The organism is Streptomyces sp. NBC_01334 (assembly GCF_035983595.1).
In the GTDB taxonomy this organism is placed as follows: domain Bacteria; phylum Actinomycetota; class Actinomycetes; order Streptomycetales; family Streptomycetaceae; genus Streptomyces; species Streptomyces coriariae.
Map to the genome: position 1 here is coordinate 6,159,279 of NZ_CP130718.1, position 26,012 is coordinate 6,185,290.

Genomic DNA, 26,012 nt, shown 5'->3' on the forward strand with positions numbered 1-26,012 from the left:
GACTGATGGCCGTTCACGCGCACCCCGACGACGAGTCGAGCAAGGGCGCGGCCACCATGGCGAAGTACGTGTCCGAGGGGGTGGACGTGCTGGTGGTGACCTGCACGGGCGGGGAGCGCGGCTCCATCCTCAATCCCAAGCTTCAGGGTGACAAGTACATCGAGGAGCACATCCACGAGGTACGCAAGAAGGAGATGGACGAGGCTCGCGAGATCCTCGGCGTCAAGCAGGAGTGGCTCGGCTTCATCGACTCGGGCCTGCCCGAGGGCGACCCGCTGCCGCCGCTGCCCGACGGCTGCTTCGCCCTGGAGGACGTCGACAAGGCGGCCGGCGAACTGGTGAAGCAGATCCGCTCCTTCCGTCCCCAGGTGATCACCACCTACGACGAGAACGGCGGCTACCCGCACCCCGACCACATCATGACCCACAAGATCTCGATGGTGGCGTTCGAGGGCGCGGACGACGCCGCGAAGTACCCCGAGGCCGAGTTCGGTCCCGTGTACCGGCCGTCGAAGCTGTACTACAACCAGGGCTTCAACCGGCCCCGCACCGAGGCGCTGCACCACGCGATGCTCGACCGCGGCCTGGAGTCGCCCTACGGGGAGTGGCTCAAGCGCTGGGACGAGTTCGGCCAGAAGGAGCGCACGCTCACCACGCACGTTCCGTGCGCCGACTTCTACGAGATCCGCGACAAGGCGCTGATCGCGCACGCCACGCAGATCGACCCCGACGGCGGCTGGTTCCGGGTGCCGATGGAGATCCAGAAGGAGGTCTGGCCCACGGAGGAGTACGAGCTCGCGAAGTCCCGCGTCGATACCTCCCTCCCCGAGGACGACCTCTTTGCGGGCATCCGCGACAATGCCTGACATGAGCGCAAGCGTGAGCCTGGCAATGACGCACCTCGTCCCCCTCGCCAAGGAGGTCGACGAGAACAAGGTCACCCCCGGCGTCCTCGGCTTCATCGTCTTCGCGGCGATGGCCGTGGCGGTGTGGGGCCTGATGAAGTCCATGAGCAAGCACATGGGCAAGGTCGACTTCAAGGAGCCGACGGACCCGGAGCAGACCTCCGCCGCCGGCACGGGGAAGCCCTCCTCGACGTCTTGAGGCGAACGCGCGGCGAGAACGCGTGGCGCCGGGGTGCGGGCTGACCACCTCACCCCGGCGGGCGTCGCCCCGCCCCGGGGCCCGTGCCCGGAGCGGGGCGGCTACTCGTCGTCCACCGCCACCCCCATGACCTCCCGGCCGTGCCTGCCCGGTACCAGGCCCAGGCGCCAGGCCTGCCAGCCGGACTCCAGGCGGATGCCTCGTTCCAGCAGCAGCCCGTAGGCCTCCAGGCACTCGGTCAGTCGGGTGTCGCGCAGCGGGTGGTGGGTGCGGACCAGCTGGGCCAGTTCCTCCTGGGCCACCGCCGTGCCGACCTCGACCCCGCCCGGGGCCGCGTAGGGCAGCAGGGTGCAGCGCAGGAAGCGGGCCCAGTCCTCGCCGCGCCGGTCGCCGTACGACGCGAACAGGCCGACCGCCTCGTCGCACAGGGCCAGGGCCGCCTGCGTACGGGCGTTCCCCGCGTCGACGATCGCGAGCTCCAGGCAGGTCCAGGCCTCGCCGTGGGCGACACCGATGCGCTGGAAGTCGGCACGCGCGTCGACCAGGAGCTGCCGGGCGAAGCCCGAGTTGCGCAGCGAACCGGTCTGGGCGGCGCGCTGGTCCCGGGTCACCCGGGCCGAGTGGTGGCGGGCGCAGGCCAGGCCGTAGACGTCACGCATACGGGAGAAGAGGGAGCGGGAACGTTCCAGCTCGCGGACGGCGTGGTCCAGGTCGCCCGTCTCCTCCAGGGCCAGCCCCAGGTAGTAGACCGTCCAGGCCTCACCGCGCGCGTCCTCGTTGTCCCGGTGTTGCGCCGACGCCCGGCGCAGGTCCTCCGCCGCCGGGCCCGGGTCCCCGGAGATGAGCCGGGCCCGGGCCAGCTGGGTCAGGGCCCAGGCCTCGCCGCGGGCGTCGCGGGTGCGGCCGTACAGGTCGAGGGCCTCGCGCAGATCGGCCTCGGCCCGCGGGACGTCGCCGCGGCGCAGGTTCAGCTGGCCCAGCTGGAAGTGCGCCCACGCCTCGCCGTGCACGGAGCCGCCCTGGCGGTGCAGGACCAGGGAGCGGGTGAGCAGGTCGAGGGCCTCGGCGAGATGCCCCCTGTCCCGCTCGACCGCCGCCAGCGCGTGCATCGTCCAGGCCCGGTCCGTGGCCAGCTCCGGCGCGGCCTGCAGGTCCATCGCCTCCCGCAGCTTCGCCGCCGCCTCCGTCAGCTGGCCCTGGTGGTGCAGGGTGATGCCCAGCGAGCACAGGGCGCGTGCCGCCCCCGCGTCGTGGTGGGCCTGGAGATAGAGGTCGACGACCGAGCTGAGCGTCGTACGGGCCTTGTCCAGCTCGCCCAGCTGACGGGCCGCGATACCGGTACGCCACTGCACGGACCGCACCAGCAGGTCCTGGCCGACCGACTGCGCCAGCTCGCTGATCTCACCGAGCCGGTAGAGGTCGCCGCGCAGCAGGCAGTAGTCGCACAGGGCGCCCAGCAGGCTCAGTACGGCGTTCTGGTCCACGCCCTCCGCGTGCCGCAGCGTCGCCGTGATGAAGCTCGACTCGTCGTCGAGCCAGCGCAGCGCCTCGTCCAGGGAGGTGAAGCCGTGCGGGGTGAAGCGGTCCGAGCGGGTCGACATGTTGCCGTCGACCAGTCGCAGCACGGAGTCGGCGAGCTCGGCGTAGCTGACGATCAGGCGTTCCTGGGCCGCCGAGCGCTCGTTCTGCTCCTCCTCGTCGAGGAGCCGGGCCTGGGCGAAGGCGCGGACCAGGTCGTGCAGGCGGTAGCGGTCGCCGCGGACGTGGTCGACCAGGCCGGCGTCGGCGAGGGCCGTGAGATGGCGGGTCGCCTCCGCACGGTCCGTGGCGAGGAGCGCGGCCGCCGCGGCCGTCCCGAGCGAGGCCCGTCCGGCCAGGGCCAGCCGGCGCAGCAGTCTGCGGGTCACGTCCGGCTGGTCGGTGTAGCGCAGCCACAGGGCGCGCTCGACCGGTTCCACCGGTCCGTACACCCCCAGGTCCGCTGCCAGCGCGCGCGGTGAGCGCGGGCCGAGCGAGGAGCCCACGACGCGCAGCGCCAACGGCAGCCCGCCGCACAACTCCCTTATGCGGTCGGCGGATTCGGCGTCGTACGGACCGGAGGCGTCCTGGGCGGCCGCGCCCAGCAGTTCCTCCGCGCCCGCCGCGTCCAGGGGCCGCACCGCCAGTTCGTGCATCCACGCGGACAGTTCGGCCGGCAGCCCCAGCGGGGTCCGGGCGGTGACCAGGACCAGGCTGTCGGAACGTTCCGGCACGAGTGCGAGGACCTGTTCGGGGTCCGAGGCGTCGTCCAGGATCACCGTGACCGGCAGGCCGGTCAGGTGCTGCTGGTACAGCTCGGTGAGCCGTTTGACCTGCTGGTCCGGGGAGGAGCGCTCACGGAAGAGGAGCTGCTCGCGGGGCGCGCCGAGCCGGTTCAGCAGGTGCAGCAGGGCGTCCCGGGTGGGCAGTGGGGCCTCCTCCGCGCTGTGGCCGCGCAGGTCCACCACGCAGGCACCGCGGAACTGGTCGCGCAGATCGTGCGCGGCCCGCACCGCGAGGGTGGTGCGGCCGCTGCCGGGGGGTCCGTGCAGCACGACCACCGTCGGCCGTGTCTGCGTGCTGGCGCGCGCCGCCTGCACCCACTGCCGGAGCTGCCCGAGTTCGGTCCGGCGCCCGGCGAACGGGCCCGACGCGTCCGGTAGTTGGGTGAACGACTGGGCCAGCACGGTCCGTCCGCGGGCCGCCGCACTCTTGTCGGCGCCGCGCAGCTGCGGTCCCGGCGCCTTCTTCGGGCCGGTCGTCGCGCTCAGCATCCGCTGCTGATCCAGGAACGGCCGGATGCCCCGCACCTCCAGCGCGGTGAGCCATTGCAGCCGCAGTTGCTCGGCGCCGCCGGGCTGCCCCGCCTCGCCGGCCCGGTGATGCGCGGCCGGCAGATGGGAGCCCGCCACCTTCACCACGGTCGCCGCGGCCCCGACGACGCCGACGGCCACCCCGGCGCCGAGCGCCGTGCCCGGACCGGTGCCCAGCGCGAGATCGGCGACCGCCGTCGTGACGGCGGCAACACCCGCCACCAGCAGGGGGGTCCGCCCGCCCTCCCGCGCGTACCGCTGTCCGAAACTGACCTGGTGGGACTCCGTCTCCTCCAGGGCGCGCGCGTACGCCTCGTACTCCTCGGCGGCCGTCTGCGCCATGGCGTCCAGCGCGCCGCGGGCCCGCGTCATCAGCACCTGCCGGTCGCTGCGCCCGCCGGACCGCCGCACTTCCTCCTCCACGGCCCGCGCCAACAACCGCTCGGCTTCCGCCCTATGGCCGTCCCGCATGTCCCGTCCCCCTCCGGAGGTCACAGCTTTCCTTGGTCAAGTGTGCGGCGGGCGGCTCCGCGAAGCGAGGGGGCGAAGACCCTCGGGTGGCCGGGGCGGTGATCGCCCGGGGGCGCCTGCCGTCTGCCGGGCGGGGTACTGCGGCAGGATGGACACCATGCCGAACCGACTGGCCCATGAGACGTCCCCGTACCTCCTCCAGCACGCCGACAACCCCGTCGACTGGTGGCCCTGGTCGGCGGAGGCCTTCGAGGAGGCGCGCAGGCGGGGCGTGCCGGTGCTGCTGAGTGTCGGGTATTCGAGCTGCCACTGGTGCCATGTGATGGCGCACGAGTCCTTCGAGGACCAGGCGACCGCCGACCACCTCAACGAGCACTTCGTCAGCGTCAAGGTCGACCGGGAAGAGCGTCCCGACGTGGACGCCGTCTACATGGAGGCCGTGCAGGCGGCCACCGGCCAGGGCGGCTGGCCGATGACCGTGTTCCTGACGCCCGACGCCGAGCCCTTCTACTTCGGGACCTACTTCCCGCCCGCGCCCCGGCAGGGCATGCCCTCCTTCCGGCAGGTGCTGGAGGGGGTACGGCAGGCCTGGACCGAGCGGCGGGACGAGGTGGCCGAGGTCGCCGGGAAGATCGTCCGGGATCTGGCGGGACGGGAGATCTCCTACGGGGACGGCATGGCCCCCGGAGAGCAGCAGCTGTCGCAGGCGCTGCTGGGGCTGACCCGGGAGTACGACCCGCAGCGGGGCGGGTTCGGCGGCGCGCCGAAGTTCCCGCCGTCGATGGTGATCGAGTTCCTGCTGCGCCATCATGCGCGGACCGGCGCCGAGGGCGCTCTCCAGATGGCCCGGGACACGTGCGAACGGATGGCCAGGGGCGGGATCTACGACCAGCTCGGCGGCGGGTTCGCCCGGTACTCCGTCGACCGTGACTGGGTCGTGCCGCACTTCGAGAAGATGCTGTACGACAACGCCCTGCTGTGCCGGGTCTACGCCCATCTCTGGCGGGCCACCGGCAGCGAGCTGGCCGGGCGGGTCGCCCTCGAGACGGCCGACTTCATGGTGCGCGAACTCCGCACCGAGCAGGGTGGGTTCGCCTCCGCGCTCGACGCCGACAGTGACGACGGGAGCGGGAAGCACGTCGAGGGCGTGTACTACGTCTGGACGCCCGAGCAGCTCACCGAGGTGCTCGGGCCGCAGGACGCCGAGCTCGCCGCCCGCTACTTCGGCGTCACCGAAGAGGGCACCTTCGAGCACGGCTCCTCCGTCCTCCAACTCCCGCAGCAGGAAGAGGTCTTCGACGCGGAGAGGATCGCCGGGATCAAGGAGCGGCTGCTGCGCGAGCGCGGTGGACGGCCCGCCCCGGGCCGGGACGACAAGGTCGTCGCCGCCTGGAACGGGCTCGCGATCGCCGCGCTCGCCGAGACCGGCGCCTACTTCGACCGGCCGGATCTCGTCGAGGCCGCGGTCGGGGCCGCCGATCTCCTCGTCCGGCTGCATCTGGACGAGCAGGCCCGTATCGCCCGTACCAGCAAGGACGGACAGGCCGGGGCCAACGCGGGGGTCCTGGAGGACTACGCCGACGTGGCCGAGGGGTTCCTCGCCCTCGCCTCCGTCACCGGGGAGGGCGTCTGGCTGGAGTTCGCCGGATTCCTGCTCGATCACGTCCTCGTCCGGTTCGTCGACCCCGAGTCCGGTGCGCTGTACGACACCGCGGCCGACGCCGAGCGGCTCATCCGGCGTCCGCAGGATCCGACCGACAACGCGGTGCCCTCCGGCTGGACCGCCGCCGCCGGCGCGCTGCTGAGCTACGCCGCCCACACCGGCTCGGAGCCGCACCGCACAGCGGCGGAGCGGGCGTTGGGCGTCGTGAAGGCGCTCGGGCCGCGGGTGCCCCGGTTCATCGGATGGGGGCTCGCCGCCGCCGAGGCGCTGCTCGACGGGCCGCGCGAGGTCGCCGTGGTGGTTCCCGGCAGGGCTGACCCGGCCTCGGCGGCGTTGCACCGTACGGCGCTTCTGGGCACCGCCCCGGGGGCCGTCGTCGCGTTCGGCACGACAGGCAGTGACGAGTTCCCGTTGCTCGCCGATCGCCCGCTGATCGATGGTGAACCGACCGCGTACGTCTGCCGTAACTTCACGTGTGACGCGCCGACCGCCGACCCGGAGCGACTGCGCGCGGCGTTGACCACCGTGGTCAGCGGCTGAAAGACCACGAAGCGCCACCGGAGGGCCGTGGCTCCGCAGAGGAAAGCTGAGCATGTGTTCGGATAAGTCGCGTTACGAGCGACAGAGTTCCGAAACAATCTATTTATCGGAAGAGTTCCCGGACTTCACAGAGTCCCCCTAGTCTCTCCACAGTGACGCGACGGATGTGACACGCCGTCGCGACAGGGGGCTCTGGGATCTGGGGGGATCTGCTTGCTCACGTCTGTCTTCATCGCTGCCGTCTCACTGGCCTTGTTCTGGATGGCGGCGTTCACCTTGTGGTGGCAGATGCACGCGTGGCGTACGCCCGAAGTGCTCGCCTCCACCCGGTTCAGCAGCCCGGACGGCGACGAACACGTCTCCTTCTCGCTGCTGCTTCCGGCACGGCACGAACAAGCCGTGCTGGACCACACCATCCAGCGCCTGCTGGAGTCCGGCCACACCGACTTCGAGATCATCGTCATCGTGGGGCACGACGACCCCGAGACCACGGCGGTGGCCGAGAGTGCCGCCGAACGCGACCCGCGCGTCCGTGTAGTCGTCGACACCCACGAGAAGAAGAACAAGCCGAAGGCCATGAACACGGCGCTGCCGCACTGCCGCGGCGATGTCGTCGGTGTCTTCGACGCCGAGGACCAGGTCCATCCCGAGCTGCTCTCCCATGTCGACCACGCCTTCCGGACCACGGGGGCCGACGTCGTGCAGGGCGGGGTGCAGCTCATCAACTTCCACTCCAGCTGGTACAGCCTGCGCAACTGCCTGGAGTACTTCTTCTGGTTCCGCTCCCGGCTCCATCTGCATGCGCAGAAAGGATTCATCCCGCTGGGTGGCAACACCGTCTTCGTACGGACGCACACCCTCAGGGAAGCCGGCGGCTGGGACCCGGAGTGCCTGGCCGAGGACTGTGATCTCGGTGTCCGCCTCTCCAGCGTCGGCAAGAAGGTCGTCGTCGCCTACGACTCCGCCATGGTGACCCGGGAGGAGACCCCGGGCTCGCTCATGTCCCTGCTCAAGCAGCGCACCCGCTGGAACCAGGGGTTCCTCCAGGTCTACCGGAAGAAGGACTGGAAGCAACTCCCCGGGTTCGGGCAGCGGTTGCTGGCCCGCTACACCCTCATGACGCCCTTTCTCCAGGCGTTCTCCGGGGTCGTCATCCCGCTCAACGTGGCGATCGCGCTCTTCCTCGACGTGCCCGTCGGGATCGCCTTCGTCACCTTCCTGCCGGCCGTGACGGCACTCGTCACCTTCGTCTTCGAGCTCGTCGGCCTGCACGACTTCGGCAAGCAGTACGGCCTGCGCGTCCGCCTCGTCCACTACCTCAAGCTCGTCGTGGGCGGACCCTTCTACCAGGTCCTCCTCGCGGGAGCCGCGATGCGCGCCGTCTGGCGTGAACAACGCGGTCGCAACGACTGGGAGTTGACCTCACATGTCGGCGCGCATCTGACCGCCGCCACTCCCGGACCCACAGCCGGGACCGCAGCCGGACCCGCGATCGGGACCGTAGCCGGTCCCGCGACCGCAGCCGGACCCGCTTCCGATCCCGCAGTGATCCGAGAGGACGTTCCTGCGTGACCTCCACCCTTCCCGCGGTGACCACCGGCACGGTCCCCGCGCAGCGCCGACCTGTGCCTGATCCGCGTTCGACCGGCCGAACGGCCGTGTCGAAGCGGCTGCGCCGGTCCCGTCCCGACCTGATCCTGTGTGGCGTGCTCCTCGTGGCGATCCTCGTCGTGCAGGGCTGGAACATCGCCGACTACCCGACCCTCAGCGACGACGAGGGCACCTACCTCGCCCAGGCCTGGGCCGTCCAGGAGGGCAGGGGCCTGGCCCACTACACCTACTGGTACGACCACCCGCCCCTCGGCTGGATCCAGCTCGCCCTGCTGACCTGGATTCCCAAGCTGATCAGCCCCGACTCGATGACCGTCGGCGCGATGCGGCCCGCGATGCTCGTCGTCAGCGCGGCCGGCGCCGTTCTCGTCTACGTCCTCGGGCGGCGGCTGTCGCTGCCCCGATGGGCGGCCGGGCTCGGCATGGTCCTGTTCGGGCTCTCCCCGCTCTCGGTCGTGCTTCAGCGGGAGATCTTCCTCGACAACCTCGCGGTGATGTGGACCCTGCTCGCGTTCACCCTGGCCGCCTCGCCGAGCCGCCACCTCTGGCACCACTTCGCGGCGGGCGTCGCCGCCGCGACGGCCGTGCTCACCAAGGAGACGATGCTCTTCGTCCTCCCGGCGGTCTTCGTCACCATGTGGCGGCACAGCCACCGCGACACCCGTAAGTTCGCCCTCACCGGCGCGGTCACCGCCTGCGTGCTGATCGGCCTCGCGTATCCCCTCTTCGCCCTGCTCAAGGGCGAGTTGCTGCCGGGCAGCGGCCATGTCTCCCTCTGGGACGGCATCGCCTACCAGATGACCAGACCCGGGTCGGGCTTCATCCTCGACCAGGGCTCCGGGTCCTACGACGCGCTCCGGTCGTGGCTCTACTACGACCGGGTGCTCATCCTCGGCGGCCTCGCGGGCGCGCTGCTGCTCCTGCTCACCTGGCGCTGGTCGGTCACCGCCCGCGCCCTCGCCGGACCGTCGCTGGCGGTGGCGATCCTCGCGGTGGTCGCGATGCGGCCCAGCGGCTACCTGCCCGCGATGTACGTCATCCAGGCGCTGCCCTTCCTCGCGCTCGTCCTCGCCGGCGGCACGGCGAGCGTCGCCCACGCCGTCCTGCGCAGACGGCGCGGGCCGGACGAGGCACGGTGGCGGACCGGCGGCCGCTACGCCCTCGCGGCCGTCCTCGCCCTGGCGGCGGGCGCGTACGTCGTCCCGCGCTGGTACGAGGGCGACCGCACCGCCGTCACCGCCGACGCCAACGCCCCCTACCGGGCGGCCTCCACGTGGCTGACCAACGCGGTCGAGGACCCGGACGGCACCCGTGTCCTGGTGGACGACGCGCTCTGGCTGGACCTGGTGCACGCCGGCTACCGGCCCGGACTCGGGGCCATCTGGTTCTACAAGGCCGACCTCGACCCGGCCGTCACCAAGACCCTGCCGAACGGCTGGCGGGACATCGACTATGTCGTCGCCTCGCCGACCGTCCGGCGGGACGCGAGCGACCTGCCGCAGGTCGGGGCGGCTCTCGAGCACTCGACACCGGTGGCCACCTTCGGCTCCGGTGAGGACCGGATCGAGATCCGGCGGATCCAGACCGACTCCGGAGGCGTCCGATGAGCCACGAACACACCGAGTACAGCGCCCCCGTCCCCGATCTGAGCACGATCGGCCTCTCGACACCGGCAGGAGCGCCCCGGAGCCGAGCCGATGAAGCAGCGCTCGCCGAGCCCGGCGCGGTCACCATCGTCGTACCGACCTTCAACGAGTCGGCGAACATCCGCCAACTGCTGTACCGGATCACCGAGTCGGTGCCGTCCCGGCTGCCCTGCGAGGTCGTCTTCGTGGACGACTCCACCGACGACACCCCCGAGGTCATCCGGGACGCGGCGCGCGACTGCCCGTTCCCGGTGACCGTGCTGCACCGGGAGGAACCGGTCGGCGGACTCGGGGGCGCGGTCGTCGAGGGGATGAAGACGGCCGGCTCGGACTGGATCGTCGTCATGGACGGCGACTGCCAGCACCCCCCGTCCCTGGTGCCGGAGTTGGTGGCCACCGGGGAGCGCTCGAACGCCGGGCTCGTCGTCGCCTCGCGGTACGTCAAGGGCGGCAGCCGCGCCGGGCTCGCGGGCAGCTACCGGGTGGCCGTCTCCCGCGGGGCCACCTGGCTCACGAAGTCCCTGTTCCCGCGGAAGCTGCACGGCATCAGCGATCCGATGAGCGGGTTCTTCGCGATCCGACGCAGCGCGGTCACCGCCGACGTCCTCAGGCCGCTCGGCTACAAGATCCTCCTCGAACTCGCCGTCCGCAGCCGCCCGCGCGCGGTCAGCGAGGTCCCGTTCGTCTTCGAGGAGCGCTTCGCCGGCGAGTCCAAGTCGAGCGCGCGGGAGGGCTTCCGCTTCCTGCGCCACCTGGTCGGACTGCGCACCGCGTCGCCGGTCGCCCGCATGGTCGGCTTCGGGCTGATCGGGGCGACCGGGTTCCTGCCCAACCTGCTGGGGCTGTGGGCCCTCACCGCCGCCGGACTGCACTACGTGCCGGCCGAGATCCTCGCCAACCAGCTCGGTGTCGCCTGGAACTTCGTCCTCATCGAGCATCTGCTGTTCCGTGACCGCCGGGCTCATCGCCGCTGGTGGGACAGGGCCGGCCGGTTCGCGCTGCTCGCCAACGCCGATCTGGTGCTGCGCATCCCGCTGATCGCGCTGTTCGTGCACCGGTTCGGGATGGGCGCGCTGTCCGCGACCGCGCTGGCGCTGGTGACGACGTTCGCCGTGCGCTTCGCCGGTACCGAAGCGTTGGTCTACCTCCCCCGCAGGAGGCCGCGGGGGAGCCGCACCGCAAGGAGAGCCGTGTGAACAGACGCCGCAGACGGATCGCGATGCTGGCCGTGACCGGCCTCACCGGAGGCCTGTTGCTGGCCGGCCCGCAGCCCGCGTCCGCCGCCAACCTCATCAAGAACGCCGGCTTCGAGACGGCGGGTACGGACGGCATGCCGTACTGCTGGGAGAAGTCGGGCTGGGGCGACAACGACTTCGCCTTCGCGCACACCTCGGACGCGCACACCGGCGCCAAGGCGATGAAGGTGACGCTGACCCGCCGGGTCGACGGCGACCGCAAGGCGCTGATCACCGAGTCGGCGGAGTGCGCGCCCGCGGCGACGCCGGGCAAGCAGTACGACCTGTCGCTCTGGTACAAGTCGACGACCCCCGACACCTCGGTCACGCTCTTCCGGCACGACACGACCGCGGGCTGGCAGTACTGGACGGACCTCAAGACGCTGGACCTGGCGTCCGGCTACACCGAGGCCACCGTCCGCACCCCCGCGGTGCCGGCCGGCACCGACCGCATCACCTGGGGCGTCTCCGTCTACGGGACCGGCTCGGTGACCACCGACGACTACACGATGGAGCAGGTGCCGGACGTCCTCCCGCCCGCGACCTGCACGGGCACCGCCGACAGTTGCGCGAACGGCCGCTGGGACGTGCTGCCCACGCAGAACCCGGTCCGCTCCATGCACTCCGTCGTCCTCAACAACGGCAAGGTGCTGCTGATCGCCGGCTCGGGCAACAGTGAGGAGCAGTTCAACGCCGGCACGTTCACGTCGGCGGTGTACGACCCGGCGAACGGCAGCTACAAGGTCGTCCCCACGCCGAAGGACATGTTCTGTTCCGGGCACGTGCAGCTCCAGGACGGGCGCGTCCTCGTGATGAGCGGCAACAAGGCCTACCCGGTGGCCGGCGGGCACGGCTACGAGGGCTTCAAGGACTCGTACGTCTTCGATCCCGTCACCGAGACGTACAGCAGGACCAACGACATGAACGACGGCCACTGGTACCCGTCGGCCACGGTCATGGGCAACGGTGACGTGCTGTCCTTCGGCGGGCTGCGCGAGGACTCGACCGGATCGGTGACGGCCGAGCTGTTCTCGCAGGCCGAGCAGCAGTGGCAGCCGCTGTGGAAGGTCAACCAGACCTGGTCGTACTGGGGCCTGTACCCGTCGATGATCCTGATGCAGGACGGCCGCCTCTTCTACTCGGGCAGCCATGTCTTCGGCAACAACATCCCGGGCACGGGTTCGGCGATCTACGACTACGACGCCAACACGGTCACCCAGATCCCCGGTCTGCAGAACAAGGACCAGCGCGACCAGTCGGCGAGCGTTCTGCTGCCTCCGGCGCAGGACCAGCGGGTCCTCACCCTCGGCGGCGGCAACATCGACTCCAATCCCGACGGCAACCGGCTCACCGACATCATCGACCTGAAGGCCGCGAACCCGTCGTACGTCGCCGGACCGCCGCTCCCGCAGGGCACGGTGGACCTCGGCAACGGCCCGGTCGCCGAGACGGGCAACCAGGGGAAGATGTACGTCTCCGCCGTGCTGCTCCCCGACGGCAAGGTGCTGGAGACGGGCGGCGCGCTGCACAACCGGGCCGACCCGGTCTTCGAGTCGTCGATCTACGACCCCGGCACGAACACCTTCGATCCCGTCGCCGCCGACCCGCAGGCCCGCGGCTACCACTCGTCCTCGTTCCTGCTGCCCGACGGCCGGGTGATGTCGACCGGCGACAACCCGGGCAACGGCACCTGGAACCACAACGTGTCGATCTACACCCCGCCCTATCTGCTCAAGGGCACCCGGCCGGCGATCACGTCGGTCATCGACACGGAGTGGACGTACGGCGACACCCAGCGCATCACGGTCGACCGGCCCATCGCCAAGGCGGAGCTGATCCGCCCGGCGGCGGTGACCCACTCCTCCGACCCGAACCAGCGCTTCGTGGACCTCCCGCTGTCCGTCGACGGCGACAACGTCGACCTCAACGTGACGAGCAACCCGAACCTGGCGCCGCCCGGCTGGTACATGCTCTTCGCGGTGGACGCGAACGGGGTGCCGTCGGTGGCGAAGTGGGTGCACCTCCAGGGCCCCGCCGGACTCGCCGCGGACTCCGCGTCGACGTTCTCGGTGTCCTCGGGCACCGAGGCCGCACCGCACGTGCACTCCTTCGCCGACGACCTGACCGGCAAGGTCACCGGCCCCGGCAGGAAGCGGACCTCGCAGGCGGTCGGCCCGACCGTCTCCGGCTGCGACCGGCACTACGGCTCGATCAACGTGTGCGTGCCGACGGCGTTCCCGGCGACGGTGAAGAAGACGACGGCCGCCCGTTGCTCCTGGCTCAAGGCCAACGACTACGGCCGGCTGAAGGTCAACGGCAAGGACGACCCGCTGGGGCTCGACCCCGACCGGGACGGCCTCGCGTGCGGAAAGGGCGACCTGCGCAAGGGCTAGCCCGCGAACTCCGCCAGGGCGCGCTCCACGATGGCCACCAGCTGCTCGTGGTGCGCGCCCTTCCAGTACGCGCGCCCGCAGGACAGACACTGCGCGAACACGTCGTACGACTGCCGCGTGCCGTGGCGCAGCTGGTCGGCGACCTCCTCCTTGGTGGCCTTGCGCAGCAGACCGTTGCAGGCGGTGCACCTCGTCCAGGGAAGCAGCTCGGGCGCGAACCGGTCGAGGACGTCGCGGAGCTGCTCCTCGGGGTCGGTGCTGTAGACGAACGCGCCCGCCCACAGTTCGCGCCGCCGCAGCAGGCCCCGGTCGCGGCTCAGCATGACGCGCTGTTCGGCCGCCGACCGGGTGGCGAGCGCCGGGTCGCCGATGTCGGTCGACTCGTACGCCGTGTCCACGCCGAGCAGACGCATCCGGCGGGCCAGGGTGCCGAGGTGGACGTCGAGGAGGAAGCGCAGCGGCGCCTCCGGGATCCGCTGGGGGCGGGTCACCGGGCGGACGGTCACCGACTCGCCGCGGGCGGGGATGTGCGAGACCGGTACCGCACGGCCGTCGACGAGCAGGGTGCCGACCTCGGTGAGGGGCACCCCGAGCGACTCGACGACATGGCCGAGGGTGGAGACGCCGTCGACGGCGAGCGCGGTGGCTCCGGCACGCCGCGCCTGCGGGACGAACAGGGCCAGCTCCGGGGCGACTTCGACACGGATCTCGAATGCGTTCACCTGGTCAGGATGGCACGGGGGAGGGGCGGGGGCTCAGCGGTTTTCCTTGCTCAGGCCGTGTTCCAGGACGTCCAGGGTGCGGTCGAGGAGGGCGCCGAAGTCGTCCTCGTGGCCGTGCTCCCCCCAGTACAGGGCCGTCTCCATCAGGCCGCCGAGCAGGGACATCGTGTAGACGCGGACCTCCAGGCTGTCGGGGTCGCGGCCGGAGCGCTCGCCGATCGCGACGCAGAGCATGCGGCCGAGGACCGACATGCTCTCCATCATCCGCGAGCGCACCGCCGGGACCTGGACCATCAGGTGGGTGCGCAGCCGGGCCATGTCCGGGTCCTCGTCGAAGCCCATGCGGGCGCCTTCCCGCATCACGTACCGCATGGTGTCCGCCACCGCCTCGCGGGCGGGCCGGGAGCGCAGCAGCGCCAGCAGGATCGGGTCCTGCTCGTCGGTGAGGACGATGTCCTCCTTGGTCGGGAAGTAGCGGAAGACGGTCGACGGCGAGACCTCGGCGCGCTCGGCGATCTGGTCGATCGTCGTGGCGTCGTACCCCTGCTCCTTGACCAGCGCGTAGGTCGCGGCGCGGATCGCCTCGCGGGTCTTGGTCTTCTTGCGCTCCCGGAGACCCGGCTGCGGGTGGTCGGCGGGAGAGCTGGTGCGTGCGGCCGTCATGGGCTCATTGTCGGGCATCGGCCGCGGGGGTGACCAAGCCGGGACCGGCGTCCTCGGCCCCGCTCTCCACCGCAGCGGCCTCCTCGGCCTGTGCGGTTCCCGGCAGGAACGCGGCCGCCAGCAGCGCGGAGGCCAGCGCGGCGATGCCGCACACCAGCAGCACCAGGCTCATGCCGTGGACGTAGGCGGAGTTCGCGGAGGCGGCGAGATCGGTCAGGTTCGCCTTCTCGGCGATCAGATGGGCGGCGACCACCGAGTCCCCGGCGGTGTCGGCGGCTCCCGCGGGCAGACCGGTGACGTCGAGGCGGTCGCGGAAGGCGCTCGCGAGCAGGCTGCCGAGCAGCGCGATGCCGATGGCGGCGCCGACCTGGCGCAGGGTCATCAGCAGGCCGGAGCCGCTGCCTGCGCGGTCGGTGGGCAGGGTGCCCAGGGCGCCGGCCATCGCGGGCACGATCGAGAAGCCGAAGCCGAACCCGACGACCGACAGCCACAGCGCGGTGAAGCCGTAGCCGGAGTCGACCGTCGTCCGGCTGGCCAGCAGCATGGCGAAGGCCAGCACCACCAGGCCCGCGCTCACCACCGCGCGCGCCCCGAACCGGGCCACGACGGGCTGCGCGGCCCGCGCGGCGACGATCAGACCGCCCATCATCGGCAGCAGCCGCACCCCGGTGCCGAGGGCGTCGTTGCCGAGGACGGCCTGGAGGTACTGCGGCAGGACGAACAGCAGGCCGGACAGCACGAACATGAGAAGCGTCGCCGCGAGCGTGTTGAACAGGAAGCCGCGGTGGGCGAGCAGCCCCATGTCGAGCATCGGCCGCGCGGCCCGGCGCTCGCGCAGGACCAGCGCGGTGATCAGTACGACGGCGGTGGCGTCCATCGCGAGGACCAGCGGGTCGCCCCAGCCCCGGGTGGGCGCCTCGATGATCGCGTAGATGAGGGCGCCGAGACCGGCCGCGGTGAGCGCCGTGGAGACGATGTCGACCTTGGGGGAGGCCGGGTCGCGGGTCTCGGGCAGCAGGAAGACGCAGGCGGCGATGCCGATCGCGGCCATCGGGATGTTGATGAGGAAGACCGAGCCCCACCAGAAGTGGTTGAGCAGCCAGCCGCCGATGATCGGCCCGAGCGGCAGGCCCAGCGTCGAGCCGGCCGAGACGATGCCGACGGCCTTGGTGCGCTCTTCGGGCGCGAACAGCGAGGGCAGCACCGACAGCGCGAGCGGCGTGACCAGCGCGGCCCCGACGCCCATCACCGCGCGGGCTGCGATCACCGCGTCCACGTCCCCGGCCAGCGTGCCGACCAGCGAGCCGACGAGGAAGATCCCCAGCCCGGTGATCAGCATGTTCCGTCGGCCGAAGCGGTCGCCCAGCAGGCCGGCCGGGAGCATCAGGGCCGCGAAGACGACGATGTACGCGTCCGCCATCCACTGCTGCTGACCGGTGCCGGCGCCGAGCTGCTCCGCCATCGTCGGGAGGGCCACATTGAGGATCGTCGTGTCGAAGCCGAGCGTGAGCATGCTCGCGACCAGGGCCCCCAGGGCCCACCAGCGGCGGGGGTCGGGCCCCACCGCAGCAGAGTTCGTGACAGTAGCCATGAAATGAGAGTAGCTCTCAAAAGATGGTACGTGTCAATCACTATGGACTCCCGGTATGCGGAACCGGCGCACGAAAAAGGGCCACGGCTCGGAAGCCGTGGCCCGGAGAGGGCGGAAGAGTGGTGCTATCCGTGCTGGTAGGCCACCAGTGAGATGCCGACGTAGTGCACGACGAAGGCGGCGAGGGTCAGCGAGTGGAAGACCTCGTGGAAGCCGAACCAGCGCGGTGACGGGTTGGGGCGCTTGATGCCGTAGATCACGCCGCCGGCGCTGTAGAGGAGCCCGCCGACGATCACCAGGACCATGACGGCGATGCCGCCCGCCCGCATGAAGTCCGGCAGGAAGAAGACGGCCGCCCAGCCCATCGCGATGTAGCAGGGGGTGTAGAGCCAACGCGGGGCGCCGACCCAGAAGACCCGGAAGGCGATGCCCGCGATCGCCGCGGCCCAGATGCTCCACAGCAGCCACTGCCCCTTCGACTCCGGCAGGAGCAGCAGGGTGAGCGGTGTGTAGGTGCCCGCGATGATCAGGAAGATGTTCGCGTGGTCGAGTCTGCGCAGGACGCCGTCCATCCGCGGGCTCCAGTTGCCGCGGTGGTAGAGGGCGCTCACCCCGAACAGGAGGCAGGCCGTCAGGGCGAAGATTCCGCAGGCGATGCGGCCGCGGGGCGAGTCCGCCAGGGCGGTGAGGACCAGTCCGGAGACGAGAGCGGCCGGAAACATGCCGAGGTGCAACCAGCCGCGGAGCTTGGGCTTGATCTCTTCCGACAGGGAGTGCGCGACAGACGCGGGGCCGGCGGCCGGCGAGTCCGTGGGCGCGTCGGGGACGGACGCAGTCATGGACGAATCGTACCTACGGAACCGTAAGTTACGTGTCGGTCCGGCGTGTCCGGGAGTGAAGAGTGGCCATCGTCTCACGGGGACGGGTCAAGAAGCCGTCGGCTGAACGTCATGTGGACGCAAAACGGCGCCGCTACACGTGGCCATCCTCACTCCGCTCACCTGTGAGGCCCTATGGACATATGGGCGGTAGCATCGGATGATCAAATGAGTGCGGTCGACACCGGATGAGCGCCAAGGTCACCATCCGAAGCATCCGGGTCGCAGCCCCCACGGGGCCTCCAAACAAAAAATCCCTCATTTAGGAGCAATCGTGGCGCGCGACATCGCGGCTCCCCCCGTCATCCCCACCCAGCACCAGGAACTCGTCTCCTGGGTGAACGAGATCGCCGAACTGACGCAGCCGGACAACGTGGTCTGGTGTGACGGATCCGAGGCCGAGTACGAGCGACTGTGCGACGAGCTCGTCGAGAAGGGCACCTTCAAGAGGCTCGACCCGGTCCAGCGCCCGAACTCCTACTACGCCGCCTCCGACCCCACCGATGTCGCCCGCGTCGAGGACCGCACCTTCATCTGCTCCGAGCAGGAGAAGGACGCCGGCCCCACCAACCACTGGAAGGCGCCCGCCGAGATGCGGGAGATCTTCTCGGGGGAGAAGGGGCTGTTCCGCGGCTCCATGCGCGGCCGCACGATGTACGTCGTCCCCTTCTGCATGGGCCCGCTGGGCTCCGACCTCTCCGCGATCGGCGTCGAGATCACCGACTCCGCCTACGTCGCCGTGTCCATGCGCACCATGACCCGTATGGGACAGCCGGTGCTGGACGAACTCGGCACCGACGGCTTCTTCGTGCGTGCCGTGCACACGCTCGGAGCGCCGCTGGCCGAGGGCGAGGCCGACGTCCCGTGGCCCTGCAACCGCACCAAGTACATCTCGCACTTCCCCGAGAGCCGCGAGATCTGGTCCTACGGCTCCGGCTACGGCGGCAACGCCCTGCTCGGCAAGAAGTGCTACGCCCTGCGCATCGCGTCCGTCATGGCCCGCGACGAGGGCTGGCTCGCCGAGCACATGCTGATCCTCAAACTGACCCCGCCGCAGGGCGAGTCCAAGTACGTCGCCGCCGCCTTCCCGAGCGCCTGCGGCAAGACCAACCTCGCCATGCTGGAACCCACCGTCTCCGGCTGGACAGTCGAGACCATCGGCGACGACATCGCCTGGATGCGGTTCGGCGAGGACGGCCGCCTGTACGCCATCAACCCCGAGGCCGGCTTCTTCGGCGTGGCGCCCGGCACCGGTGAGCACACCAACGCCAACGCGATGAAGACCCTCTGGGGCAACTCGGTCTTCACCAACGTCGCCCTCACCGACGACAACGACATCTGGTGGGAGGGCATGACGGAGGAGACTCCCGCCCACCTCACCGACTGGAAGGGCAACGACTGGACGCCGGAGTCCGGCACCCCCGCCGCCCACCCCAACGCCCGCTTCACCGTCCCCGCCGCGCAGTGCCCGATCATCGCGCCCGAGTGGGAGGACCCCAGGGGCGTGCCGATCTCGGCGATCCTCTTCGGCGGCCGACGCGCCTCCGCGGTCCCGCTGGTGACGGAGTCCTTCGACTGGAACCACGGCGTCTTCCTCGGCGCCAACGTGGCCTCCGAGAAGACCGCCGCCGCCGAGGGCAAGGTCGGCGAGCTGCGCCGCGACCCCTTCGCCATGCTGCCGTTCTGCGGCTACAACATGGGCGACTACATGGGCCACTGGGTCGACGTCGCCAAGGGCAAGGACCAGTCGAAGCTCCCGAAGATCTACTACGTCAACTGGTTCCGCAAGAACGAGGCGGGCAAGTTCGTCTGGCCCGGCTTCGGCGAGAACAGCCGTGTGCTGAAGTGGATCGTGGAGCGCCTGGACGGCAAGGCCGAGGGCGTCGAGACCCCGATCGGCATCCTGCCGACCAAGGACGCCCTCGACACCAAGGGCCTCGAACTGGCCGACTCCGACCTGGAGTTCCTCCTCACCGTGGACAAGGAGGTCTGGCGCGAGGAGGCCTCCCTGGTCCCCGAGCACCTCAACACCTTCGGCGACCACACCCCGAAGGAACTGTGGGACGAGTACCGCGCGCTGGTGCAGCGCCTGGGCTGAGGCCCACCGAGAACTCCGCGGCCGGCACGGGATTGCCCTGACCAGTGATCGTCACGGCCGGCCGCGGTGCGATGCGGCGAGCCGCGTACAACGGCGTACGTGGCCATGGGCCTGTCGTCGTCTCCCCGTCCGCCCCGACGCGGAGACGACGACAGGCCTTCGCCTATGTGGGGCGCTGGTCGGGCGAACGGTCCTGCAGGTACCGCGTGTGCGTCTCCTGGCGGCGCGCCTCGATCTCCCTGAGCCCGGCAGTCAGCCGCTCGGCCTCCTCCTGGAGAAGCGTCAGCTGGCGCTCCAGGTGCCGCTCCGGTGGTTCCTGGCCGGGGGCCATCCGCGTCCACCAGCGCGTCCGTACGAAGCTGTCGACGGCCTCGGGCAGGTCCTGCCGTACGGCCCGGGAGAGCGCGTGGACGCCCTCCGGGTCCTGGGCGAGGACCTCGGCGACCCAGCCGGGCTCCAGCAGCGCGGCCAGCAGGCCGGTGAGTTCGGTGAGGCGGCCGGCGGCGGCCGGCGGCAGCTCGATCTCCGCGAGATACCCGCCGAGCCGCTCGAAGTCGTCGCGCAACGCGTCCAACTGGGCCGACGGATCCGGGAAGTCGGGCAGCGGCGGGCGCTCCGGCGGGGCGAGCAGCGCACCCGCGCCGTACAGACCGACCACCACGACGGGCCAGTACACGCCCGCCGCCCCCGTGAAGGTCAGCACCAGTCCGGCCAGGCCGGCCGCGCTGCCCGCGATGTTCTTGCGGGACTCCAGGTACCCGACGAACCTACTGGTAGCCACGGATCTCCTCGAAGGCGCCGTCCAGCGAGCCCTGCTGCGCGTCGAAGAGCCGGCCGCCGGTCAGCTCGGCGATGTGCTCCAGTTCCGAGCGGTCGGAGTCGCCGAAGAGGATGGGGAAGACGGGGATCCGCTTTCCGGCCGGGGTGAGGTCGTCCCGGTAGAAGGCGTCGAAGTCGTCGGCGTCGTCGCCCTTGGTGTTCTCGCCGTCCGTCATCAGCACGATGGAGGTGAAGGCGTCCCGGTCGGTGCCCAGATGGTCGTAGGCCTTCTCCAGCGAGGTGTAGATCGCGGTCTCGCCGTCGGCCGTGAGCTCCTCGGTGTCCTCGCGGATCGCGGCCAGTCCGGTCTGCGGGTCGGCGGGGCTGACGACATGCGTGGCGACGCTCTTCACGTCCGACCCGAACGGCATCAGCGTCACCTCCTCGCGGTCGCGGAAGTCTCCGGTGAGGTCGGCGAGGGCGGCCTTCAGCCGGCTCAGCCGGTCGCCCTCCATCGAGCCGGAGGTGTCGAGGACGTACACGGTCCGCGACGGGCGGCGCAGCTCGTTCTCGTAGGCGTCGAGCAGCCCGTCGGCGACGGAACGGCTGCCGGGGAAGGGCAGTTCGCGCCGGCGGGTGGTGTCGAGACCGGCCGCGGGCGGTACGGAGGCGACGACCGGGCGGCGGTGCGTCCTGGTGGTGATCAGCCGCTGGACGGCCTCGGTGCGCAGGGCGTCGGTGACCCGCTTGACGTCTTTGCGGGTCGTCGCGTCGGTCGCGGCGAGGGAGGAGAGCGGGTAGTCGGCGGTGACGACACCGTCCGTGGGACGGATCACGGTCAGCCCCGGGACGCCCTTCAGCACGGACTCGTAGTTGAGCAGCGCGTCGACGTCACCGCGCCGGGTGTACGCGCTCGCCAGCCAGCCCGAGGACCCCGAGGTCAGCTGCTGCCCCGCGAAGAACTCCTTCAGCCTCGGCGTCGCCGCGGTGACGTCGGCGTCGGTGAGCGCCGACTGGGCTCCCGAGAGCGCCGAGGCGACCGAGATCAGCGTGGCGAAGCCGGAGTTGGAGCGGGCCGGGTCGGTCATGCCGTAGGTGAGCTTCCCGTCCCGCACCGCCTGCTCGATCTGTGTCCAGGTGACCTGGTCGGCCTTCCAGCCGAGGGTGGCGAGGGTGCCGGTCTTCACCCCGAGGGCCACCGGGCTCGACATGATCGGCGTCTCCGAGACGACCTTCTTCGCCGCGTCGGGGCGCAGCCGCAGATAGTCGTCGGAGGACAGCCACAGGGCGTCGTACTTCCCGTCGGTGCCGCCCTTCGCCAGCAGGTTCACGGCGTCCAGGGTGCCCATGTAGGTCGGCCTGACCTTGACGCCGGTGTCCTTGCGGACCTGTTCGAGCACCGGTGCCATGTCGCTCAGCTCGCTGGAGGCGAGGATCCGCAGGGTGCCCGGCTCGGGCGCGTCGGGGTCCTCGGCCTCGCTCTTCGCCGAGCACGCGGTCAGCAGGAGGGCGAGGGCCGTCAGGGCGAGGAGCGGACGTCTCATGCGAGCCCGCCTTCCAGGGCGCCCCGCGAGCGGCTGCGGTCCAGATAGGTGCTCGCCTGCTGGAGTTCGGCCGTCAGGTTCTCCACGGTCACCGCCATCGCCTCGGTGGCCTGCACCTTGTAGGTGTCGATGGCGTCGAGGGTGCGGTAGATCTGCTGGAAGGCGGAGCGCAGGGTCTCGGCGCCGACCGCCGGGTCGGCGGCGATGCGCTGGATCTCCCCGCTCTGGGTCGCCAGCATCTCCGCGTTGCCCCGGATGAGGTCCTCGGTGGTGCCGCGCAGCGCGTTGACCTGCTCGATGACCTTCTTCTGGTGGTCCAGCGCGGAGGCCAGCATCACGGAGATGCGCAGCGCCGAGACCGTGGTCGTGGCCGCTCGGTCGACGCCCTTGATCAGCTCGTCGTTGTTGCGGCGTACGACGTCCATGGCGAGGTAGCCCTGCGCGCAGACCGCGAGCTGGGTGAGCAGGTCCTGGTGCTTCTGCCGGACCGGGAAGAGGACGTCGGCGCGCAGGCTGTCGGCCCGCTCGGGGTCGGTGGCCTCGGCGCCGGCGATCCGCTGCCCGACCGCCGAGTCGAGGGCGTCGGTCAGTACCACGTACTCCTGGAGCTTGCCCATCGTCTCCCAGAGCCGGACGCGCTCGGTCTGCAACGCGGCGTTGTCGCGCCGCAGTTCGTCCTGGCCGCCGCGCAGCGAGCCCACGATCCGGTTGAGCGTGCCCTGCGCGGAGGCGTACTTGGCGACGTGGTCGCGCAGCTTGTTCCCGCCGGGCAGCCGGGACAGGAACTTGCGCCCCTTGGACGCCGGCAGGTCACGCGGGTCCAGGTCCTCGACCACGCGCCGGAGTTCGACGAGCGAGCCCGCGACCTGCGACTGGGCGTCCCCGCCCTTGTCCGGCAGGCTCCTGATGGTCCGCTCCAGCATGCGGTTGGACTGCGCGGCGGCCGTGCGCATCTCACCGGCGCCGAGCGCGGTGATCTCGCCGACCTTGCCGGCGAACTCGGGCGAGCGGGCGTCGAGCGCGGCGAGCCCCTCGACGTACGCGGCGGCCTTGGTCGCCATGGCCGTGACGACGGAGTCGTCGACGGGCACGAGCCCGCCGGCCTTCTCGCGCGGCACGGCGGCGACGGCATCGGGCGGCGTGAGGGTGAAGGTGCTGTCGTCGGTCATGTGCTGTTCCCCCTATCCGCGCGCCCGTCGCGCCAGCTCGTGCAGCACCGTGGAGGTGGGCACGGGCGCCTGGCGGACGCCGGTCAGTTCCTGCTTGAGGTAGGTGGTGGCCGAGGCGAACTCGGCGGTGACGCCCTGCGGACGGAACCCGTGCCGGATCTCCAGCCTGCGCAACTCCGGCTCGGTGGAGAGGAGCCGGGCGAGTGCACGGCCGTCCTCGGTGAGCGGTACGGCGGTGTGGTCGCTGTTGACGGTGGTGTCCGGGTAGAGCACCACGAGGTCGTCCGGCTGCTGCCCGTCGGCCAGGAGCGAGGCGACCTGCGACTCGTAGACCAGGACGAGCGGGTTGCCGGCGCCGCTGACGAAGTCCCGGAAGGCCGCGTCCGTGCTGGACTGCTGGGCGCCCTGGACGCTGACCAGCTTGTGCAGCAGGGGCGCCGTGCGCTCGACCTCCGCGTCGCTCGCGACCACCTTGCCGCCGCCTGCCACGTAGGACGCGGCGGCCAGGTAGAGGGCGCCGGAGCTGGAGGTCTCCGGGTCGGTGCTGGACAGGTAGAGGGTGCCGGTCAACTCCCCGTACTTCTCGGCCCCCTCGAGCTGCTGCCAGGTCCGGTCGGCGCGGGCCGCGTCGAGGTAGCGGGCCATCTTCAGCGTGCCGCGGTGTTCGGCGTCCAGCGTGGCCAGGCCGTTGCCCGCGAGTACCCCGGCGGCGTTCTTGTGCGCCACGACGACGAGGGGCGAGTAGAAGGGGCGCGGGAGGGTCCCCCGCACCTTGTACTTCGCGGCCAGCTCGATGGCGGGCGCCTGGCTGGAGGGGAAGGCCAGGTCGTACCCCTTGAGGTCCAGCCCCTCCATGGCCCAGGACCCGGAGGTCTCGGCCTCGACGGTGTAGCCCCTGGCGGCGAGGGCCTTCACCACGTCCGGATCGGCGAAGAACTCCGCCTTCTCCGACCCGATCACCATCCGCACGGTCTTCGTTGCCGTGCCCTTGTCCTCATCACTGCGGCCCGCGACGACGGCGACCACCACACCCGCCATCAGCAGTACCGCGAGGACGATTCCTGCGATTCGTCTCACAGGGGGAGCGTGCTCGCGGAACCCCACGTTCCCGGGTGCTCCGGGTGAACGGGGGGTGAAGGGGGTGACCCGGAACGCAACAGGAAGGGGAGGTTCCGACCAGGGCGAAAAAAATGGCGCCCGGTCCGCGCGTCGCTGCGGGTGCACGCGGACCGGGGCCGTTCAGGGTCCCCGGAGGGGAGCTCCCGGGACGGGCCCGGGAGGGGGTTCAGCCGGCGGTGCTCAGTTCCTTGTTCTCCACCAGGGCGGCGGCGTGCGCGTCCATGCGCTGGGCCGCCAGGATCGCCGCCGCGGTGTCCGCGCGGGACGCGGCGACGAGGAGGGCGCGGCCCGCCAGGGCGTGCGCCCGCTCGTGCAGGACCGTGAGGTGCGGTTCCGCCGGGTCGGCGGCGAGGGTGGAGCGGACCGGCGTCCGCCCGCCCCGCAACCGGGTCACCTGCTGCGCGAGCCGTGCGGTCGCGGTGTCCAGGTCGGCGGACGGTGCCGCCGCGCGGAGCTCGTCGGTGACGGCGAGCAGCGCCGCGAGATGCGCTGCGAGCTGGATGTCCAGCTCCTCCTCGCGGGAGCGGTGGGGGAAGTCCGAGGGCTTGCCGGCCATCGTGGTGTGGGCGGACCCACGGGAAGCGGGGGTGCGGATCGGCTCGTACATGAGGATGGCCTCCTGTGCTGTCAGGAAACCATCCTAGCTTAGATCTCGTCTAAAGTTGAGTCGTCCATAGAACCGCCGCTACGGCTGGCTGTAGCCGTCCAGGAAGCGGGCGATCCGGCCCACCGCGTCTCGCAGATCCGTCGCCGTCGGCAGGGTGACGACCCGGAAGTGGTCAGGCTCCGGCCAGTTGAAGCCGGTGCCCTGGACGACCATGATCTTCTCCTGGCGCAGCAGGTCCAGGACCATCTGCCGGTCGTCCTTGATCTTGAAGACGGTGGGATCCAGCCGCGGGAAGAGGTACAGCGCCCCCTTCGGGCGGACGCATGTCACGCCCGGGATCTGCGTCAGCAGCTCGTACGCCGTGTCCACCTGCTCCTTGAGCCGCCCGCCCGGCAGCACCAGGTCCTTGATCGTCTGGCGCCCGCTGAGCGCGGCCACCACCCCGTGCTGCCCCGGCATGTTCGCGCACAGGCGCATGTTCGCCAGGATCGTCAGACCCTCGATGTAGGAGTCGGCGTGCGCGCGCGGACCGGAGATCGCCATCCAGCCGACCCGGTAGCCGGCCACCCGGTACGCCTTCGACATGCCGTTGAAGGTGAGGGTGAGCAGGTCCGGGGCGACCTTGGCGGTCGGGGTGTGCGTGGCGCCGTCGTAGAGGATCTTGTCGTAGATCTCGTCCGAGCAGACCAGGAGGTTGTGGCGGCGCGCGATGTCCGTCAGCCCCCGGATCATCGCCTCGTCGTACACCGCGCCCGTCGGGTTGTTCGGGTTGATGATGACGATCGCCTTGGTGCGGTCGGTGATCTTGCGCTCGACGTCGGCGAGGTCCGGCATCCAGTCCGACTGCTCGTCGCACCGGTAGTGCACGGCGGTGCCGCCGGAGAGCGAGACGGCGGCGGTCCACAGCGGGTAGTCGGGGGCCGGTACGAGGACCTCGTCCCCGTCGTCCAGCAGCCCCTGCATCGCCATGACGATCAGTTCGGACACACCGTTGCCGATGAAGACGTGCTCGACGTCCGTCTCGATGCCGAGTGTCTGGTTGTGCATCACCACGGCCCTGCGCGCGGCCAGCAGACCCTTCGCGTCGCCGTAGCCGTGTGCCGTCGAGACGTTGCGGAGGATGTCCTCCAGGATCTCCGGCGGACAGTCGAAGCCGAAGGCGGCCGGGTTGCCGGTGTTCAGCTTGAGGATGCGGTGACCAGCCGCTTCCAGGCGCATCGCCTCCTCGAGAACCGGGCCCCGGATCTCGTAACAGACGTTGGCGAGCTTGGTCGACTGGATCACCTGCATGTCTGGGAGCTTACGGCCCGGTAACGCTTCCGGGGGCGTGTTTCCCGCCACGTGAGACGGGTGGTTTGGGTCGTTATC

The 26,012-nt window shown here is 70.9% G+C and carries 19 protein-coding genes; 8 read left to right on the forward strand and 11 right to left on the reverse strand.

Annotated features, from left to right (window positions below; all coding sequences use genetic code 11):
* Positions 1-5: 5 nt before the first annotated feature.
* A complete protein-coding gene (mca, locus tag OG736_RS27810; protein ID WP_054242565.1) occupies positions 6-866 on the forward strand; it encodes a mycothiol conjugate amidase Mca in 861 nt (286 codons plus the stop codon).
* On the forward strand, positions 859-1,104 hold the full coding sequence (locus OG736_RS27815) for a hypothetical protein (RefSeq protein WP_327184825.1): 246 nt from the start codon (positions 859-861) through the stop codon (positions 1,102-1,104). Before mca ends, OG736_RS27815 begins: the two co-directional genes overlap by 8 nt.
* 101 nt (positions 1,105-1,205) lie before the next feature.
* On the opposite strand, the gene OG736_RS27820 is transcribed toward OG736_RS27815, so the two are convergent.
* Positions 1,206-4,406 (reverse strand): tetratricopeptide repeat protein, encoded by a 3,201-nt coding sequence (locus OG736_RS27820; RefSeq protein ID WP_327184826.1) that lies wholly within the window; start codon positions 4,404-4,406, stop codon positions 1,206-1,208.
* A 157-nt stretch (positions 4,407-4,563) separates the two neighbouring features.
* Between OG736_RS27820 and OG736_RS27825 the strand changes: the two genes are divergently transcribed.
* The 5 genes from OG736_RS27825 (at position 4,564) to OG736_RS27845 (ending at position 13,494) form a co-directional block, all read left to right on the forward strand.
* Positions 4,564-6,609 carry a thioredoxin domain-containing protein gene (locus tag OG736_RS27825; RefSeq protein WP_327184827.1) on the forward strand — a complete coding sequence of 682 codons (2,046 nt, stop codon included), beginning with the start codon at positions 4,564-4,566 and terminating at the stop codon, positions 6,607-6,609.
* Positions 6,610-6,822: 213 nt separating this feature from the next.
* Positions 6,823-8,181, forward strand: coding sequence for a glycosyltransferase (locus OG736_RS27830; protein ID WP_327184828.1), 1,359 nt, complete (start codon positions 6,823-6,825; stop codon positions 8,179-8,181).
* Positions 8,178-9,827, forward strand: a complete 1,650-nt coding sequence (locus OG736_RS27835; protein ID WP_327184829.1) for a phospholipid carrier-dependent glycosyltransferase — start codon at positions 8,178-8,180, stop codon at positions 9,825-9,827. Before OG736_RS27830 ends, OG736_RS27835 begins: the two co-directional genes overlap by 4 nt.
* A complete protein-coding gene (locus OG736_RS27840; RefSeq protein ID WP_327184830.1) occupies positions 9,824-11,062 on the forward strand; it encodes a glycosyltransferase in 1,239 nt (412 codons plus the stop codon). The genes OG736_RS27835 and OG736_RS27840 overlap by 4 nt, the downstream gene beginning before the upstream one ends.
* 23 nt (positions 11,063-11,085) lie before the next feature.
* Entirely contained in the window at positions 11,086-13,494 is a 2,409-nt protein-coding gene (locus tag OG736_RS27845; RefSeq protein WP_327187735.1) for a galactose oxidase early set domain-containing protein, read from the forward strand.
* On the opposite strand, the gene OG736_RS27850 is transcribed toward OG736_RS27845, so the two are convergent.
* From OG736_RS27850 to trhA, 4 genes are all read right to left on the reverse strand, one after another.
* On the reverse strand, positions 13,491-14,216 hold the full coding sequence (locus OG736_RS27850; RefSeq protein WP_327184831.1) for a Mut7-C RNAse domain-containing protein: 726 nt from the start codon (positions 14,214-14,216) through the stop codon (positions 13,491-13,493). The genes OG736_RS27845 and OG736_RS27850 overlap by 4 nt on opposite strands.
* A 33-nt stretch (positions 14,217-14,249) precedes the next feature.
* On the reverse strand, positions 14,250-14,879 hold the full coding sequence (locus OG736_RS27855) for a TetR/AcrR family transcriptional regulator (protein WP_327184832.1): 630 nt from the start codon (positions 14,877-14,879) through the stop codon (positions 14,250-14,252).
* Positions 14,880-14,883: 4 nt separating this feature from the next.
* On the reverse strand, positions 14,884-16,470 hold the full coding sequence (locus OG736_RS27860) for a DHA2 family efflux MFS transporter permease subunit (protein WP_327184833.1): 1,587 nt from the start codon (positions 16,468-16,470) through the stop codon (positions 14,884-14,886).
* Between the two features lie 125 nt (positions 16,471-16,595).
* Entirely contained in the window at positions 16,596-17,309 is a 714-nt protein-coding gene (gene trhA, locus OG736_RS27865) for a PAQR family membrane homeostasis protein TrhA (RefSeq protein ID WP_327184834.1), read from the reverse strand.
* A gap of 313 nt (positions 17,310-17,622) precedes the next feature.
* On the opposite strand from trhA, the gene OG736_RS27870 reads away from it, so the two are divergent.
* Positions 17,623-19,446 carry a phosphoenolpyruvate carboxykinase (GTP) gene (locus OG736_RS27870; protein WP_327184835.1) on the forward strand — a complete coding sequence of 608 codons (1,824 nt, stop codon included), beginning with the start codon at positions 17,623-17,625 and terminating at the stop codon, positions 19,444-19,446.
* A 163-nt stretch (positions 19,447-19,609) separates the two neighbouring features.
* Here OG736_RS27870 and OG736_RS27875 read toward each other — a convergent pair whose 3' ends face one another.
* The 6 genes from OG736_RS27875 to OG736_RS27900 all read right to left on the reverse strand — a co-directional run bounded on the left by OG736_RS27875 (position 19,610) and on the right by OG736_RS27900 (position 25,934).
* Positions 19,610-20,227: a hypothetical protein gene (locus OG736_RS27875; RefSeq protein WP_327184836.1), complete on the reverse strand. Its 618-nt coding sequence runs from the start codon at positions 20,225-20,227 to the stop codon at positions 19,610-19,612.
* Entirely contained in the window at positions 20,214-21,749 is a 1,536-nt protein-coding gene (locus tag OG736_RS27880) for a substrate-binding and vWA domain-containing protein (protein WP_327184837.1), read from the reverse strand. The genes OG736_RS27875 and OG736_RS27880 overlap by 14 nt, the downstream gene beginning before the upstream one ends.
* Entirely contained in the window at positions 21,746-22,918 is a 1,173-nt protein-coding gene (locus OG736_RS27885; RefSeq protein WP_327184838.1) for a toxic anion resistance protein, read from the reverse strand. The genes OG736_RS27880 and OG736_RS27885 overlap by 4 nt, the downstream gene beginning before the upstream one ends.
* Before the next feature lie 12 nt (positions 22,919-22,930).
* Positions 22,931-23,995: a substrate-binding domain-containing protein gene (locus OG736_RS27890; protein ID WP_327184839.1), complete on the reverse strand. Its 1,065-nt coding sequence runs from the start codon at positions 23,993-23,995 to the stop codon at positions 22,931-22,933.
* Between the two features lie 208 nt (positions 23,996-24,203).
* On the reverse strand, positions 24,204-24,644 hold the full coding sequence (locus OG736_RS27895; RefSeq protein WP_327184840.1) for an SCO4983 family protein: 441 nt from the start codon (positions 24,642-24,644) through the stop codon (positions 24,204-24,206).
* Between the two features lie 78 nt (positions 24,645-24,722).
* Entirely contained in the window at positions 24,723-25,934 is a 1,212-nt protein-coding gene (locus OG736_RS27900; RefSeq protein WP_020128071.1) for a pyridoxal phosphate-dependent aminotransferase, read from the reverse strand.
* Between the last annotated feature and the right edge of the window lie 78 nt (positions 25,935-26,012).

Bases quoted from the DNA above. Each gene is read 5' to 3' on its own strand.
- mca (WP_054242565.1), top strand. From the start codon at position 6: ATGGCCGTTCACGCGCACCCCGACGACGAGTCGAGCAAGGGCGCGGCC.
- OG736_RS27815 (WP_327184825.1), top strand. From the start codon at position 859: ATGCCTGACATGAGCGCAAGCGTGAGCCTGGCAATGACGCACCTCGTC.
- OG736_RS27820 (WP_327184826.1), bottom strand. From the start codon at position 4,406: ATGCGGGACGGCCATAGGGCGGAAGCCGAGCGGTTGTTGGCGCGGGCC.
- OG736_RS27825 (WP_327184827.1), top strand. From the start codon at position 4,564: ATGCCGAACCGACTGGCCCATGAGACGTCCCCGTACCTCCTCCAGCAC.
- OG736_RS27840 (WP_327184830.1), top strand. From the start codon at position 9,824: ATGAGCCACGAACACACCGAGTACAGCGCCCCCGTCCCCGATCTGAGC.
- OG736_RS27845 (WP_327187735.1), top strand. From the start codon at position 11,086: ATGCTGGCCGTGACCGGCCTCACCGGAGGCCTGTTGCTGGCCGGCCCG.
- OG736_RS27855 (WP_327184832.1), bottom strand. From the start codon at position 14,879: ATGACGGCCGCACGCACCAGCTCTCCCGCCGACCACCCGCAGCCGGGT.
- OG736_RS27860 (WP_327184833.1), bottom strand. From the start codon at position 16,470: ATGGCTACTGTCACGAACTCTGCTGCGGTGGGGCCCGACCCCCGCCGC.
- trhA (WP_327184834.1), bottom strand. From the start codon at position 17,309: ATGACTGCGTCCGTCCCCGACGCGCCCACGGACTCGCCGGCCGCCGGC.
- OG736_RS27880 (WP_327184837.1), bottom strand. From the start codon at position 21,749: ATGAGACGTCCGCTCCTCGCCCTGACGGCCCTCGCCCTCCTGCTGACC.
- OG736_RS27885 (WP_327184838.1), bottom strand. From the start codon at position 22,918: ATGACCGACGACAGCACCTTCACCCTCACGCCGCCCGATGCCGTCGCC.
- OG736_RS27895 (WP_327184840.1), bottom strand. From the start codon at position 24,644: ATGTACGAGCCGATCCGCACCCCCGCTTCCCGTGGGTCCGCCCACACC.
- OG736_RS27900 (WP_020128071.1), bottom strand. From the start codon at position 25,934: ATGCAGGTGATCCAGTCGACCAAGCTCGCCAACGTCTGTTACGAGATC.